The organism is Sphaerochaeta associata (genome assembly GCF_022869165.1).
GTDB classification, from domain to species: domain Bacteria; phylum Spirochaetota; class Spirochaetia; order Sphaerochaetales; family Sphaerochaetaceae; genus Sphaerochaeta; species Sphaerochaeta associata.
Map to the genome: position 1 here is coordinate 1017710 of NZ_CP094929.1, position 14358 is coordinate 1032067.

At 51.3% G+C, this 14358-nt stretch carries 10 protein-coding genes; 5 read left to right on the forward strand and 5 right to left on the reverse strand.

The window, feature by feature from the left end:
• Position 1: 1 nt before the first annotated feature.
• Positions 2 to 2848, forward strand: coding sequence for a DNA polymerase I (polA, locus tag MUG09_RS04710; protein ID WP_244773944.1), 2847 nt, complete (start codon positions 2 to 4; stop codon positions 2846 to 2848).
• Positions 2848 to 3456 carry a dephospho-CoA kinase gene (coaE, locus tag MUG09_RS04715; protein ID WP_244773945.1) on the forward strand — a complete coding sequence of 203 codons (609 nt, stop codon included), beginning with the start codon at positions 2848 to 2850 and terminating at the stop codon, positions 3454 to 3456. The genes polA and coaE overlap by 1 nt, the downstream gene beginning before the upstream one ends.
• Positions 3457 to 4556: 1100 nt before the next feature.
• On the opposite strand, the gene MUG09_RS04720 is transcribed toward coaE, so the two are convergent.
• Positions 4557 to 5738 (reverse strand): KamA family radical SAM protein, encoded by a 1182-nt coding sequence (locus tag MUG09_RS04720; protein ID WP_244773946.1) that lies wholly within the window; start codon positions 5736 to 5738, stop codon positions 4557 to 4559.
• Between the two features lie 114 nt (positions 5739 to 5852).
• On the opposite strand from MUG09_RS04720, the gene MUG09_RS04725 reads away from it, so the two are divergent.
• Positions 5853 to 7151 (forward strand): MFS transporter, encoded by a 1299-nt coding sequence (locus MUG09_RS04725; RefSeq protein WP_244773947.1) that lies wholly within the window; start codon positions 5853 to 5855, stop codon positions 7149 to 7151.
• Here the strand turns inward: MUG09_RS04725 and MUG09_RS04730 are convergent.
• Positions 7148 to 7723, reverse strand: coding sequence for a manganese efflux pump MntP (locus tag MUG09_RS04730; RefSeq protein ID WP_244773948.1), 576 nt, complete (start codon positions 7721 to 7723; stop codon positions 7148 to 7150). The genes MUG09_RS04725 and MUG09_RS04730 overlap by 4 nt on opposite strands.
• A 168-nt stretch (positions 7724 to 7891) precedes the next feature.
• On the opposite strand from MUG09_RS04730, the gene MUG09_RS04735 reads away from it, so the two are divergent.
• Both MUG09_RS04735 and hcp read left to right on the forward strand, forming a co-directional pair.
• Complete coding sequence (locus MUG09_RS04735; protein ID WP_244773949.1) at positions 7892 to 8215, forward strand: cupin domain-containing protein; 324 nt, start codon at positions 7892 to 7894, stop codon at positions 8213 to 8215.
• Between the two features lie 26 nt (positions 8216 to 8241).
• Entirely contained in the window at positions 8242 to 9876 is a 1635-nt protein-coding gene (gene hcp, locus MUG09_RS04740) for a hydroxylamine reductase (RefSeq protein WP_244773950.1), read from the forward strand.
• A gap of 74 nt (positions 9877 to 9950) precedes the next feature.
• Here hcp and MUG09_RS04745 read toward each other — a convergent pair whose 3' ends face one another.
• From MUG09_RS04745 to MUG09_RS04755, 3 genes are read right to left on the reverse strand one after another with little or no spacing between them, the layout of a single operon-like run.
• On the reverse strand, positions 9951 to 11210 hold the full coding sequence (locus MUG09_RS04745) for a DUF1302 family protein (RefSeq protein ID WP_244773951.1): 1260 nt from the start codon (positions 11208 to 11210) through the stop codon (positions 9951 to 9953).
• A 3-nt stretch (positions 11211 to 11213) separates the two neighbouring features.
• Entirely contained in the window at positions 11214 to 12002 is a 789-nt protein-coding gene (locus tag MUG09_RS04750; protein WP_244773952.1) for an outer membrane lipoprotein-sorting protein, read from the reverse strand.
• Complete coding sequence (locus MUG09_RS04755; protein WP_244773953.1) at positions 11999 to 14308, reverse strand: efflux RND transporter permease subunit; 2310 nt, start codon at positions 14306 to 14308, stop codon at positions 11999 to 12001. The genes MUG09_RS04750 and MUG09_RS04755 overlap by 4 nt, the downstream gene beginning before the upstream one ends.
• Between the last annotated feature and the right edge of the window lie 50 nt (positions 14309 to 14358).

A 14358-nucleotide genomic window follows, 5' to 3' on the forward strand; every position in this document is an offset into this window, starting at 1 on the left:
TATGGACGAATTGTTTTCAAACCAGGACTTCGATCAGGAGAAACTTGCCTCTGAAGCCAAGGATCGGGTATTGTCCGTACCCCCCAAGCCGCAGGAACCTGCAGTTGCACCTCCAACCACACTCAGCAACCAGAAAAAATTGTACATCATTGATGGCTATGGCCTGATCTATCGTTCATTTTTCGGCTTTTTCGCCAATCCCATCAGGGATGCCCAAGGCAATAATGTATCGGCCGTCTACGGCTTTTTTTCCACCTTGCTCAAGCTCATTCGTGAGAACAACCCCGATTACCTGGTGGTGGCGATGGACAGCATGGGCCCGACGTTTCGTCACACCCTGTACGAGCCGTATAAAGCCAATCGTGATGCAGCTCCCGAAGAGCTGCACACCCAGGTTCCGCTCATCCAGGATATTCTGAAAGCCCTCAAGGTTCCCACCATAGAGATGCAGGGGTTTGAGGCGGATGATATCATCGCCACGCTCAGCGAGGAGGCAACACGCCATCAAATTGACACCATAATGTTTACCGGTGACAAGGACCTGCTGCAGCTGGTCGATGACCACACCTTGGCCCTCCGACCGGCAAAGAAGAACGAGAAGTTCTACCGTCTTATGGGATGCGCCGAAGTAGAGGAGGAGTATGGGATCAAGCCGTCGCAGATAGTCGATTATCTCTCCCTGCTCGGTGATTCGTCCGACAACGTCCCGGGTGTGAAGGGAATCGGGGAGAAGGGCGCTACAAAACTCCTGCAGCAATTCGGCTCCTTGGAAGGCATTTATGCAAATCTCAAGCTTATCGCTCCCGGCCTGCAGAAAAAGCTTGCCGAAGGTGAGGAGAACGCCAAGCTGAGCAAGCGTTTGGTTGAGTTGAAACGTGATCTCTTTACTGTCGATACCTTCGACACAGAGCAGTATCTGGTACGTGATGTCGACTACGATGCCGCTGTTCCGCTGTTTCAGGAAATCGGAATGCGCAGCATCATCAAGGAGCTTGGGAGAGCATCCAATGGGGATGCCTCCTCACCGATTCCTGCCAAGGCGGAGCCGAACGTCGAGCATGCAAAATCCTCGTATGAGGCTGTTACCGACCTGGCACAAGTCAAGCGTCTCTTTGATGAGGCTGTGAAGGCCACAGGAGTCATGGCTTTCGACCTCGAGACGACTGGTTTGGATGAGATGCTTGCACAGGTAATCGGCTTCTCCTTCTGTTGGGTTGAGGGTACGTCCTACTATGTGCCCCTCGTGCATGATGGCAAGGAGCTTATGGACAGACAGCAGGTTAGAGACCTGCTCGATTCATACTTCAGTACGGGAAAGCTTTCCTTGGTCGGGCAGAACATCAAATATGACTACAAGGTGCTTCACCAGTGGGGTGTCAAGGTAAAGAACATGGTGTTCGACACCATGGTGGCTGCCTGGTTGTTGGACAGTGCTTCAGTCTTCAATATGGACTATCTTGCCGACAAGTATTTGAACTATAAAACCGTTCGGTACAGCGACATCGTCCCCAAGGACAAGCTGCTCTCGGACATTCCGCTCGATCAGGCGGTCTTCTACGGCGCCGAGGATGCCGATATAACCTTCCGCCTCTACAAACTCTTTGCCGAGTTGCTTGCAGCACGCAACCTGCGTTCGCTGCTCGATGAGGTTGAGATGCCTTTGCTCCGAATCATTGCCGATATGGAGCTTGCAGGCATCTACCTGGAGCGCAAGCTCATCGAACCGCTTTCGGCGGAATTTGAAGGGCGGATTGAAGCAATACGCAACCAGATATTCACCATCTGCGGCCATGAATTCAATCTTAACTCACCACAGCAGTTGCAGGAGGTGCTCTTTGTTGAGCGGAACATCCCCACGGGCGCGAAAACCCGCTCGGGGTTCTCCACCTCCACCGATGTGCTGGAACCGCTGAGGGACAGCTATCCTGAAGTCGAACTGATTTTGCAGTATCGGATGCTCAACAAGCTGAAGACAACCTATATTGATAAACTGCCGCTGCAGATCAATGAGAAGACCCAAAGGATTCACCCCTCGTTCGCCCAGACCGGTACAGAAACGGGAAGGCTTTCCTGCAAGGACCCGAACCTGCAGAACATACCGGTCAGGACCGAGGAGGGAAGAAGAATCCGCTCGGCCTTCGTTCCCAAGGCCGGGCATCTCTTCCTCTCGGCCGACTACTCACAGATTGAGTTGGTGGTATTGGCCCATATGGCCGATGATCCAGGGTTGAAAGGGGCGTTTGCAGCCGGCATCGACGTTCACAGTTCGACTGCCAGCCTGATTTTCGATGTACCGCTTGATAAGGTGAGCGCTGAGCAGCGCAGGATTGCCAAGACGATCAACTTCGGGGTCATGTATGGTATGGGAACCCACAGCCTTGCGATGGACTTGAAGATTCCTCACTCCGATGCGAAACAGTTCATTGACCAATACTTCGAGCGGTACAGTGCGGTGCGTTCCTTTGTGGAAGCAACCAAAACATCTTCTCAACAGGTCGGGTCGGTTTCGACACTGCTCGGGCATGTCCGGATGATAACAGAAATCAACAGTCGCAGTGCGGTTGAACGGGCGAAGGCTGAACGCATAGCCGTCAATACCGTCATCCAAGGAAGTGCCGCCGATATCATGAAGCTTGCCATGCTTCGCAGCGACGCCATGCTCAGGGAGCACAAACTGGGGGCACGCCTGCTGCTGCAGATCCACGACGAACTCATCTTCGAAGTTCCTGAAGACGAAGTAGAGAAGACCAAGGCTGTTGTCCAGGAAGCGCTGGAGAAAGCTGTTACACTCAGTGTTCCGCTGCGTACAAGCATCGAGGTGGGGAGTAACTGGGGAGACATCCACTGATGCTGGTCATCGGGATCACAGGGAGGGCCTGTGCCGGCAAGAACGCCTATGCCTCGGTTTTCGCTTCATTCGGATTTCCAGTTGTGGATGTCGATACGTTGGGTCATGCTGCGCTTGAGCAAAGCAAAGAGGAGATTGTCCAAGCGTTTGGAAGCGGTATCTTGACCGATCATTCCATTGACCGGAAGAAACTGGGACAATTGGTGTTCTCCGATTCTTCCAAGCTCAAGATTCTGGAAAGTATTTCCCATCCAAAAATGGTTGAGGCCTGCAAGGGCCTTATTGACGAGGCCAGGCAGCAGGACAAGGCTGCAATCATCCTCAATGCCGCTCTGCTCGGCCGCATGGGTTTGGATGTGCTGTGCGACCACATCCTCTTCATCCAGGCTCCGTTGTTGGTTCGATATGGTAGGGCGAAAGGTCGTGAACGACTTACCTGGAAGAGATTTCTTGCCCGTGAGCGTGCACAGAAGGATATCAACGCAGTCTCACTTGCCGGAAAAATACCCGTGAAGATCTTGCACAATACCCGCTCAAGGACGTTAATTCATCGACAAGTCGCAACCTATTGTGCTACGATAGGATTATCGATTTCACCACAGCTTTGAAATCGTGGCAATATGAGGGTTTGAAATGAGTAAAGCGGTTCGGATCAATGTACTGGTCATCACCATTGTGGTGACATTGTTTGTATTCGCAGGACTGTGGTATATGCGTCCTGGTGTACCAAATGAGATCCTTGAGCAAGCAAGGCAGCGACAGACCGTACCCTTGATGGAAGTGCAGCCTCCTCCGATAAAGCCATCAGTGGAGCAGGTGTCAAACACTCAGGCTCTCGCCAAGGAACTTCTTCCAACCCTTGCAAAGGAACTGGAAGGGACGCTTGCAACTTCCATTCGCTCCCGGCTTTTGGCTGACCAATCGTTGGTATCAGAATTATCGAAGGCTGTTGAACCCCTGCTGGTCGAAACATTGCAATCACAACTTGAAACGTTCCGTCAGGAGATGGGGCGTTCCATGCTTAACGATCTCCAGGCTCTGAAAACCAGCCTTGAGACTGAAGCAGCCGCCTATGGAAGCCGAATACAGTCGGAACTTTCAGAGAGAATTGCAAACAACAAGGCCGAGCTTCTGAGTCTCCTGCCCCAGCTTGTCGACGCAAAGCTTCCCCAGGTAGTGGAGCAGGTGGTCGCACAGTTGGAGGCCAACAAGGAGAGCTATCTGGCCAGCATGCGGGAGAGTCTTGCTCCTTCTTTGCAGGAATCGGACCTTCTTGTCCTGTACGACACCTATCGTGACCAGATTGTGCTCGACTTGGTACCATCCTTGCTTGACGGCATCGAGGAGACAGTCAGAACCGAAGTTAATGCATATGTAGCTGAAATGCCTCTTGTCAGGGTGCCGAAGGCCCCTACAATGAGCAGCCCATCGGTGAAGGTTGTGGCCCAACCTGAACCCATACCCGTTGTAGAAGCACCTCCCGCCCCGAAAGCCGAACCGATTCCTGCTCAGCCGATGGTTGTCCAGCCCAGGACAGAGCCTGTTCCTGTTGAACCCAAAACAGAGCTCGTTCCTGCTCAACCGGTGGTTGTAGAGCCCAAGGCCGAGCCTGTGCTCATACAACCGGTCGCTCCGTCAGTTCCCAAGACGGTTCAAACGACTGTAGTGGTGGAGGCCCCGCCTGTGCCGAAGCAAGGGCAGCCGATCATTACGGTTCCTGTCTTCGAGGAGAAGGAGACGATTGTGTTCCTGACTCCTGAAGAGTATGAGAAGCAGCGTCAGGAGATTCGGACCAAAGCCATCGAGGATGTTCTGAAGAGGATTGCTCCTTAGGATCTGGATAGGTTCTTATTTCACCGTCTACGGTCCTGAAGGACCACAGACCGCAACCAGACTGCTCAGAAAGGTATCCTTGTATCAAGGGTACCTTTCCTCCACCTTGTGGGAGGTCGATGGCATACAGGGGCATGGCAAGCCCGCTCAGACGCTTTCTAAGCTCCGCCTCGATGGCAAGTCCTTCCTTCAGTGGAACCCGAAAGTGAGCCGTCCCCGATACCAGATCGCCTTGGAAGAGGTAATAGGGCTTGATGCGGTTGAAGACCAAGCTGTTGCACAGCTCTTCGAGCGTGGGGACATCGTCATTCACTCCCTTGAGGAGCACAGTCTGGTTCATGGCGGGAATCCCTGCATCCACGAACAAACGAATCGCTTCAATTGCCTGTGTTGTCAACTCGCGTGGATGGTTGAATTGTGTCATCAGATAAAACGGGGCGCTGTTGAACTGTTTGAGCATGGTGATCAGTTCGGCTGTGATCCGCATCGGATACGATGCAGGCATCCTTGTACAGAGGCGGATGATCAAGTCGGGCCGCTTGTCTCGGAATGCTCTGATCATAGCCTCGAGTGCTTGGTTCGAGAGAGTGAGAACATCGCCTCCGGTGAATAATATCTCCTTGACTTCAGGGTGAGCCTGAACGTAGGCAGCCGCCAGTCCTATCTGCTTCTCGTCTGCCGGACCCTGGAAGGTGCCGGTGAAACGCCTTCGGAAACAGTGGCGGCAGTGCAAAGGGCAGACATCGGTGGTCAAAAAGGCGACCCTGCTCTGATACCGGTGTATGAGGCGTTCGGTGACACTATGGTCGACTTCCGAAAGTGGATCGATATGTTCTTCGGCCAGCACCTGCTGTTCGCATTTGGTTGGAACAACCTGACGGCGGATGGGGTCAAGAGGGTCGTTCTTGTCGATAAGGTTGAAAAAATAGAAGGGAATTTTCAGAGGCAGGATGTTTGTATCATCAGTATCAAACATCTTCTCATCCTCGGTGAGCACCAGGTGGCGTCTCAGCTCCTCCTTGGATGTGATGATGGTTGGATCTTCTCGTTTTTGCATGAAGTTGGTGTACCCTAATCTCGGAATTTCGTCCAGAGCATAGTACAATGCTTATCGCATTGTATCAAAATCGTGGTACACTGGAAACAACTGCACGCACAAAGGAGTTGCTGTATGGCCAAAGCACAGAAACGAGGTCTGAAGGGGTACTACCTGACCACCTTCCTCATCGGGCTCGGATTCTTCACCATGGGATTGATGGATCCTCTGTATGACACCTATGTTCCGATTTTCCTGGCACGATTTGTCGAGTCGAAGGCCTTGATCGGCTCCATCATGACCTTTGACAATATGTTGGCCATATTTCTCATACCGGTGTTCAGTGCGATAAGCGACAGGACCCATACCAGAATCGGGCGCAGGATGCCGTTCATCGTCATCTGTCTGCCGGTCACAGCTGTTGCCTTCGGCCTGATTCCCATCTCCGCCCTCTTCAGCCTTTGGCTGCTCATCGTCCTGGTCTTCGTACTCAATCTGTTCAAGCAGGCTGTAAGAGGACCCGTTGTAGCCCTCATGCCCGATATGATCCCCGGCGACCTTCGCAGTGAAGCAAACGGGGTCATCAATACCATGGGAGGCATCGCAACCATCGTCGGTACCGTCGGCTTGGCACGCTTGATGGATATTCCCATCAATTTGCCGGGCCTGGGACCTACAAAGGAAATCCTTGCATTCCCCATCTCATCGCTGCTCGTATTGCTGGCAGTCATCCTGCTCTTCTTTTTTGTGAAGGAAAAAAAGGCAGTCGAACATGCGCAAACGGAGAAGAAGGTTCCGATATTGTCATCCTTGAAAGTAATCTTCGGTGAGCAGGACAGGAGTGCACTCTTCATTTTGTTCTCCTTGTTGTTCTGGTTCATCGGCTATCAAGGAATATTGCCGTTTGTCGGTCTCTATTCAAAGGATATCCTTAAGACCAGCAGTGGAACGGCGAGTCTGGCTGCCGGGATGGTCGGTATTGCCTATGCAATCTTCGCCATTCCATCGGGAATTGTGGCTCATCGCATCGGAAGAAAAAAGACCATCCGCATCTCTCTTTCCGTTCTGGTGGTGCTTTTAGCGGGAATTTTCTTCCATGATCCGCTTACTGCACACCTCAGCGCGGCACTCCGCCAGTATACATTCTGGGCGCTTTTGTTCTGCTTCGGCATATTCTGGGTATCGGTGGTGACCAACAGTTTCCCGATGCTTTGGCAGATGTCGACGTACCAAACCGTGGGAATCTATACCGGTCTGTACTATTTCTTCAGCCAGCTGGCCTCAATAATCTCACCTCCGATTACCGGAGCGTTCATCGATTTCTTCGGATTCAGGGCGATATTCCTCTATGGTTCGATCTCCATGCTGGTTGCCTTCCTGTTGATGGGCAAGGTGACGCGTGGAGAGCCGGAGGATGATGCAACAGAGAACTAGAACGTGACAACACCCAGGTGCTCGAGCAGGATTTTCAGACCTATGAGTATGAGAGTCACCCCGCCTGCGATACCTGCCTTGCTTTGCAGGCGGTTGCCGAATCGGTTTCCGATTGCCACCGCCAGCAAGGAGAGGCTGAAGGTGACAATTCCGATCAGGGATACGGAGAGAAGGATGTCGGTCTTGAGGAAGGCTAATGTTATTCCCACTGCCAATGCATCGATGCTCGTGGCGATGGCCAGCAGCAGCAGTTCTTTCAGATCGAGTCGATCGACCGTTTGAACGGGGCAGGATGGATCTTCTGTAAGGGAGTCGTACAGCATTTTCGAGCCGATGACGGATAACAGGATGAATGCTATCCAATGATCTACTGAAGTAATGTATCGTTCAAACTGGATGCCCAGCGTCCATCCAAGCAGCGGCATCAGGGCCTGAAAAACACCGAAGAAGAGAGCGATCACGACGGCTTGGGCGTAGTTGATGCGCCTCATTCTCAATCCTTTGCACAAGGATACGGCAAAAGCATCCATGGCAAGGCCGGTGGCGACCAACAAGAGTTCTAGGATTCCCAAACCTGACTTCCCCCACAATTCATAGGGCTGAGTATAGGAGGTTTTGCAGGCTAGGACAAGGTTGCAGGAAGAAAACATAAAATTCTGAATGTGTTGGAAATCCAACATACGTGTTTTGAATTATGACTTACAGTACGGTTGTAAGCAAAGACAAGGAGTATAAGAACGATGTTCAAGAATTTCAAGGCTGCCGAAGTGCACGCGTTTGCCGATCTGGTCCAGTATCAGGAAGGACAGGTGGTCAGTAAAACGTTTGCCCAGGACAAGCATCACAGCCTTACGTTGTTTGCTTTCGAGAAAGGGGAGGAGATCAGCACCCACGCCAGCGGCGGGGATGCCCTGGTCATCGCCTTGGATGGAGTAGGGGAAGTGACGATTGACGGCAAGAAGTTCACCTTGGGTGCCGGCGAATCGATTCTCATGCCCAGCAACGTCCCTCATGCCGTATATGCACCAGAACGTTTCAAGATGTTTCTGGTAGTCAGTTTCTAATATAAGTTCGTAAGGAGAAAAAACGGATGGACAGCAAGATGTTCTGTTTCCAGTGTCAGGAAGCCGCCCGGAATTTTGGATGTACCCAGGTCGGTGTTTGCGGCAAGCAGCCTGCAACCTCAAATTTGATGGATTTGATGATCTGGGTAACCAAAGGCCTGAGCCAGGTTGCCACCAGACTTCGTGCCGAGGGCAAGCAGATTGACAAGGATGTAAACCACATTGTCACCTACAATCTCTTCCAGACCATTACCAACGCCAACTTTGACGATGACAAGGTAGTGGAACGTATTCTGCTTACCATTGCTGCAAAGGAGCAATTGCTTGCTACGCTTGCTGACAAGAATAATCTCAGTACTGCAGCCCTGTTCAATAACGCTGACGTTTCCACCTATGCAGAGCTTGCCAAGACGGTTGGAGTTCTCGCTGAGAGCAATGAGGATGTGCGCAGCCTCAAGGAGCTGATCACCTACGGTTTGAAGGGCGTTTGTGCATACACCAAGCATGCCAACAACTTGATCAATGAGAACGAAGAACTGGATGCTTTCATCCAGAAGGCTCTTTCTGACCTGCTTGAAGTCAAGAGCGTCGATGAGTTGGTGGCCCTTACCCTTGAGACCGGTAAATGGGGTGTTGCAGGCATGGCGCTGCTCGATACCGCCAATACCAGCACCTACGGCCATCCCGAGATCACCAAGGTCAAGCTTGGAGTCGGCAAGAACCCCGGCATCCTGATCAGCGGTCACGACCTCCGAGATCTGGAGATGCTGCTTGAGCAGACACAGGGAACCGGAGTCGATGTATACACACACTCCGAGATGCTTCCCGCCCACTACTATCCTGCTTTCAAGAAGTATCCAAACTTCTACGGCAACTACGGCAACGCGTGGTGGATGCAGAAGAAGGAGTTCGAATCCTTCAATGGTCCTATCTTGATGACCACCAACTGTATTGTTCCCCCGGCCCAGTCCTACAAGCCTCGCCTGTTCACCACCGGGGCCACCGGGTTCCCGGGCTGCAAGCATATTGCCGGCAACATCGGCGAGCAGAAGGACTTCAGCGAGATCATCGCCTTGGCAAAGACCTGCCCGGCTCCGACTCAGATCGAGGACGGGGAACTGGTCGGCGGTTTCGCCCACGAGCAGGTATTCGCCCTTGCCGACAAGGTTGTCGATGCTGTGAAGAGCGGTGCGATCAAGAAGTTCGTGGTCATGGGTGGTTGTGACGGCCGTTCCAAGAGCAGGGATTACTATACCGAATTTGCAAAGGCTCTGCCCAAGGACACCGTAATCCTCACTGCAGGGTGTGCCAAGTACAAGTACATCAAGCTCAACCTTGGTGACATCGGCGGCATCCCCCGTGTATTGGATGCCGGTCAGTGCAACGACTCCTATTCACTGGCACTCATCGCCCTGAAGCTGAAGGAAGTCTTCGGTTTGGATGACATCAACGATCTGCCGATCGCTTACAATATTGCCTGGTACGAGCAAAAGGCTGTTATAGTGCTGCTTGCACTGCTTTACCTTGGTGTGAAGAACATCCATCTCGGACCCACGTTGCCTGCATTCCTCTCTCCGAATGTAGCAAATGTGCTGGTTGAGAACTTCGGCATTGCTGGAATCAGCTCGGTAGAGGATGATCTGAAAGTCTTGGTTGGTTAATCGTTTGGTCTAGGTTTTGAAGGGAGCTCCCGGCGTGAGGGAGCTCTCTTCGTCTTATATGGGCTCTGTTCGCTCTAGAAATACCAACGTAGAGCGGCCCAGGCCAGCGAATTGGAAGCATAGGTTCCGAACGTCCCGTCCTTGTCTCCCAAGAATACATCCAGGCCGCCTTCCAAGAGTACGCCATTGCCAAAGTTGTACGAAATTGATGGACGCAGGAGTGTATTGAGTGGTTCGACTTCGATATAGGTGAACAGTCGTACTGTCAACTGCTCGTCGAAGAAGGTGTCCTGCATCCGAAAGGTGAATGTATGTGCAAATTCCTTGACTGGTTTCATCTGGGAAACCAGGGAAGCGGTGTGATCGTGGGTGTACACCATCAGGTACTGGGTTGACCATTGGGATCCCAACATGTTCCAATCGAGGCCGACCAAGGCTTGCACCTGGGTATGCTTTTCAATCGTGATCGGAGGGTTTTTGGATGTATCAAGGCTGTTCATCGGCTTGTCCAATGCCAACGCAGTCTCTCCCCTGAGTACGAGACCTCCCAAGGCGGTATTGAAGCTGCCACCGATGAAGCTGTAGCGTTCATACCGTTGGGAAATCACCCGTGTGGCGGGATCGGGAGCGGTTACCTCACTCGCCAAGGGTTCGTCAGTGAACACATAGCCTCCGTTTAGTTTCCAGCTTACGGCATTGCCGAAACGACCGAGGGAGAGAAAGAATTCACTGTTTTCGAGCGTCGTTTCAGGCATGGCCGAGTCTGTGAAGGACACCGATGTGATTGCAGGCGGGAATGGAAGCGTAGGTGTTTGCGCCCACATGGAGTTGGAAGCGGGTAGGGATGTTGGAATGAAATGAGTAACCCAGATGCCTTGCATCGTGTACGGCCCTGCATAATAGTCCACTTTGATGGCGGGCACCGCCTTGCGGATCTCGCTGAAGTCGGCAAGAATGAAAGACCTCATGTCCCTTGGGCTCACCAAGTCGGTGATGAATGCTCCTTCGGCTTCTCCCCATATGACCTTCTGTTTTCCCACTCTCACGTCTGCATTTTCCAGATAGAAGTCAAAGTATGCTTCGGCCAGATTGAGTTGCAAGGCTTTGTTGGGATTGCTGTACACCACCGGGTGAAGGGTAAGCTTTCCCATGTCTGTACTATGTTCATAGAATGCATCCATCGTCTGTTCATGGACTGGCATATCCAGTGATTCCAACCGTACTGCAGCATAGTCGCGGACCATTCCACTGAATGTACTGTTTGCTGGTATGGCAGGCAGAACTGCCAAGACGAGGAAAAGGAATACTACGAATGTTTTCTGTCTTATGTTCATGATTTATCCTCTCGGTCCAATTTTCATTTGTCGTTCGGTGAAAAAGTTGTCGTCAAAGTCGAGATTGAACGCAACCTCCTTCATCTGTATTCGTGTTGAAGTCTGTTTTTCCCAGTCTTTCATGATCATATCGGTGATCACATAGATACCGTCGACTTCTTCGAACGCCTCTATGCTCAATGTTCTCCCCAAAGTCCCATCTTGCCTGTAGAACTCTTTCTTGAGGCCGAACCACTCTCCTTCGACCACCCAGGAAAGAGTGCGTGGATAATCTTCGTCTCCTTTTGCGATGCTTTCCACTACGAGTGTGGACTTTTCCTGAATCAGTTCCTTTCTGAGTACGGTATGGGTATCGAGATCAGGGTGGCGGCTTCCCATATCGTCATAGGTGAAGTCCGAGCCCATGAATGAGTCGTTTTTGCTGTCGGATGCAATTCGCTTGACCCGCTTCAGCGCAGGAAGATAGATGTACTGTGCATCTGAGCGGCCGTCCTCATAGCTGAGACTCAGAAAACTGGTATTGCGCACATCGTTGGGGGAAAGGAAGAACATCAACTTGCTCTCAACTCCCTCTTTGTCCATCCGATATTGGACGATGCTTCGTTCGCGAACCGAGCCTCTGGCATTGGTCAAGGTCATGATCAGGTTTGCACGCATGGTATCACCGCTGTCGCGGTTATACACTTCCCACATTACCTGCTCGCCGGAATAGTCGGCGGCAAACAAGGCAGACATTCCCAGCACAAGTGCCAGAACCAGGAAAATACGTCGATGTTGTTTGTGATTTTTCATGTGATGCTCCTCTGTGAAATGGTAGTGATATGTTTGGAAAAGAGATGGTTGTTGCGATCGAGATGATGGATCAACACCACCAGGACGGTAAGCGTTGCGATGGCGCTGGTGGCCATATTCAGGATGATCAAGGCTCCTACCTGCCTATTGGGAGGAAAAACACTGAAGAGAAGAATGGCGAAGCCTCCCATCACAGCAATGGCATTGAAGACAATGGCCCTGCCGGTATGAAGCAGCGTTTCTACAGTCGCCTCCTCAAGGGTTTTTCCTTCGAGGCGGGTATTGGTGTAGTGTTCAAGGAAGTGGATGGCATAATCGACGCCGATGCCTATGGCTATGCTGGTGATCAAGGCAGTGGCCGAGCTGAGCGGGATATTGAGCAAGCCCATGACTCCAAAGTTGACGATTGCCGTGATGGCGATGGGAACGGTTCCGACAATACCGATTCGTACATTGTGAAACAACAAGGCAAGCAGACCGAAGATGATGCCGAACGAGATGATCAGGCTGATGATCTGCCCTTCCAACAACAGCTCGCTGAAGACAAATGTCTTATAGCCGCTTCCTGCATACCCTACCTCGATGCCGAACTTGCTGAACGCTTCTTGATAGGAGTCGATGGTTGTAAGCACGTCCTTGAGGACGGCCGAGCTGTCGCTCTTCAATTGTACTGTGATATTTGCTGTGGAATAGGTATAGTCAATCACCTGCTCGAGCGTTTGGGGATCGCCGGAGAATTCGTACAGCAACAGATATTGGCTGATGAGTTCTTGGGAATCCGGAATGCTGAAACTGGCATCGGCATGCTCTTCCATGACTTGGTTCATCTGCTTAATGAACGTAGCAAGAGAAAGGGTATTGCCTACGATAGCATTCGATTCCAGGTCGGTTTGCATACTGTCCATGGTTTGCAATACCTGTGGATCTTTGAATAGATCTTCGTTTTCGGAGGTGAGGATGACATTCAAAGTTGAGGTCCCGCCGAATTTGGCATTCACATACTGATCGGTCTCTACGATGGAGTTGTTCTTCTCGAAATTGGCCAAAAAGCTTGTATCGATCCAGACCTTACTGGTTCCCCAGATGCCGACTGCAAGAATGATCATTGAAAGGATTACCAAGAATTTCGGTCGGTTCATGATCAAAGCATTCAACCGTGTCATAGCCGAAGGTTTTGACAGGTTTTGTATGTTTTGCTTGTACTTGGGAACACCCAGCAGGTAGATGGAGGCGGGAAACAACAACAATGCAAGTACCATTTCACCAAGAACCCCGATGGCTGCAAAGAGACCGAAATATCGTACTGGTAGCACTTTGCTGCTCATCAAGGCAACAAATCCGATGGCTGTGGTGAGAGCAGTCATGAATATCGGTCTGATCATCGTCTGCACCGATTTTCTTGCAAGCTCATCCTTACCGATAGTAGGAAATTCAGCTATCAAGTGATGGATGGTGTTGTGCATATGAATGCCGTAGGCGACTCCGATGGCAATCAACATGACCGGAATCATGGTATCCACTGCGTAGATTGGTATGCCCAGGAGGGTCATGCTGCCGAACGCAAGCAAAGTACCAAAAAGTACAATGACCATGTTCAGGACCGTGTCTCTGACTGAGCGAAGCAGGAAGTAGAGTAGAATAATCATGGTAAGAATGACCAAGGGAAACATGATCGCCATGTCTTTCGGTCCCAATTCGGCAAGGGATCCCTCGATGACCGGACGGCCTGCAATTCTCAGCTTCTGCGGACCTTCCCATTGTCCTATCCACTGTTGCAGCGTTTTTTGCAGAGCCTTGGTATCTGCATCTTCACCCAATTCGGCAATGATGAGCGTGGCTGTCCCATCCCTGCTTACATTCCTGCCGTAGATCATGGGATTTGCTTCAACATCGGCCTTCATGGATAGCAAGGCTTTCTCGCTGGTATTGCCCGAGAAGAAAGGCTCAACTTCCAAGAAACCGTCAGTGCTTTGTATGTTATCGGCGTTGGTCAAAGATATTACACGTTCTATTGCCTCAAAATCCTCTTCCAAGGCCTTGGTGATTGCATCGATTTTCTCAATCGTTTCGGAATTGTAGATTCCTTGAGGGTCTTCAAGGACGATGAGTATTGCGTCACCGATGCCGAAAAGCTGCTCGGCATCATCGCTTGCAATGAAGGCCGGATGCGTTTTGGGCATATACTCACTCAGGTCGGTTTCAAGGCTTGCCGTTTGCGAGATTGAGACGGCAAACAGGATTGAGAGCACAAGTAGCAGGAGCAGCAAAGCATAGGGACGCTTTGCCAGAGCGATGATGAATTTCATGAATCCTCCAAATAGTTAACGTTTACTTACTTACAATAGACAAAGATTTG

Coding starts and splice junctions, on each gene's coding strand:
- polA (WP_244773944.1), top strand. CDS start 2: ATGGACGAATTGTTTTCAAACCAGGACTTCGATCAGGAGAAACTTGCC.
- MUG09_RS04750 (WP_244773952.1), bottom strand. CDS start 12,002: ATGAAAAATCACAAACAACATCGACGTATTTTCCTGGTTCTGGCACTT.
- MUG09_RS04725 (WP_244773947.1), top strand. CDS start 5,853: ATGGCCAAAGCACAGAAACGAGGTCTGAAGGGGTACTACCTGACCACC.
- MUG09_RS04720 (WP_244773946.1), bottom strand. CDS start 5,738: ATGCAAAAACGAGAAGATCCAACCATCATCACATCCAAGGAGGAGCTG.
- MUG09_RS04745 (WP_244773951.1), bottom strand. CDS start 11,210: ATGAACATAAGACAGAAAACATTCGTAGTATTCCTTTTCCTCGTCTTG.
- MUG09_RS04735 (WP_244773949.1), top strand. CDS start 7,892: ATGTTCAAGAATTTCAAGGCTGCCGAAGTGCACGCGTTTGCCGATCTG.
- hcp (WP_244773950.1), top strand. CDS start 8,242: ATGGACAGCAAGATGTTCTGTTTCCAGTGTCAGGAAGCCGCCCGGAAT.
- MUG09_RS04755 (WP_244773953.1), bottom strand. CDS start 14,308: ATGAAATTCATCATCGCTCTGGCAAAGCGTCCCTATGCTTTGCTGCTC.
- coaE (WP_244773945.1), top strand. CDS start 2,848: ATGCTGGTCATCGGGATCACAGGGAGGGCCTGTGCCGGCAAGAACGCC.